This window comes from Bradyrhizobium sp. Mp27, from assembly GCF_029953005.1.
Taxonomy (GTDB): Bacteria; Pseudomonadota; Alphaproteobacteria; order Rhizobiales; family Xanthobacteraceae; genus Bradyrhizobium; species Bradyrhizobium barranii.
The window spans coordinates 1-740 of record NZ_JASAUS010000576.1; the positions used below are offsets into that span (position 1 = coordinate 1).

Below are 740 nucleotides of genomic sequence, written 5' to 3' on the forward strand. Positions count from 1 at the left end.
ATGGCCAAGCTTGTTGTCCACGAGGAGCAGATGCTTGCCTCGTCTGATCAGCAAATCTCCCTGACCGATCCCGACAGTCGTTCGATGGCAACGAGCGGCCGCGGCTCCGGCGTCGTCGGCTACAACGTGCAGGTCGCCGTCGATACCAAGCATCATCTGATTGTGACGCACGAGGTGACGAACCGCGGCTCGGATCGAGCACAACTTGCTAATATGGCCAAGCAGGCCAAGGCCGTGCTCCGGACCGAGACGCTCGAGGCCGTAGCCGATCGCGGCTACTTCAGCAGCTCAGAAATCCTCGCGTGCCACGAGGCCGGCATCACGGTGACTCTGCCCAAGCCGATGACGTCGGGTGCCAAATCGGAAGGGCGATTCGGTAAGCAGGACTTCGCTTATCAGCCGGAGGAGGACGTCTATCGCTGTCCAGCTGGGGAGCGGCTGCCATATCGCTATACGAACGAAGAAGACGGCAAGATGCTGCGGCGCTACTGGACCACTGCCTGTTCAAATTGCACACTCAAATCCCAATGCACGACAGGACCGGAGCGGCGGATTACGCGATGGGTGTATGAGCATCTGCTCGACGCGGTGCAGCAACGCCTTGATGCGAACCCAGAAGCCATGCGTCAGCGTCGCGAGACAGTCGAGCATCCGTTCGGCACGATGAAGGCCCGCATGGGAGCGACGCACTTCCTCACCAAAACCCTTCCGAAGGTCGCCGCTGAGATGGCACTCTCCGT

At 60.5% G+C, this 740-nt stretch carries 1 protein-coding gene; it reads left to right on the forward strand.

The genetic code is table 11. The annotated features are described in order from the left end of the window. A partial coding sequence (locus QJT78_RS51820; RefSeq protein ID WP_281460915.1) for a transposase occupies window positions 1-740 on the forward strand: 740 nt, incomplete at both ends.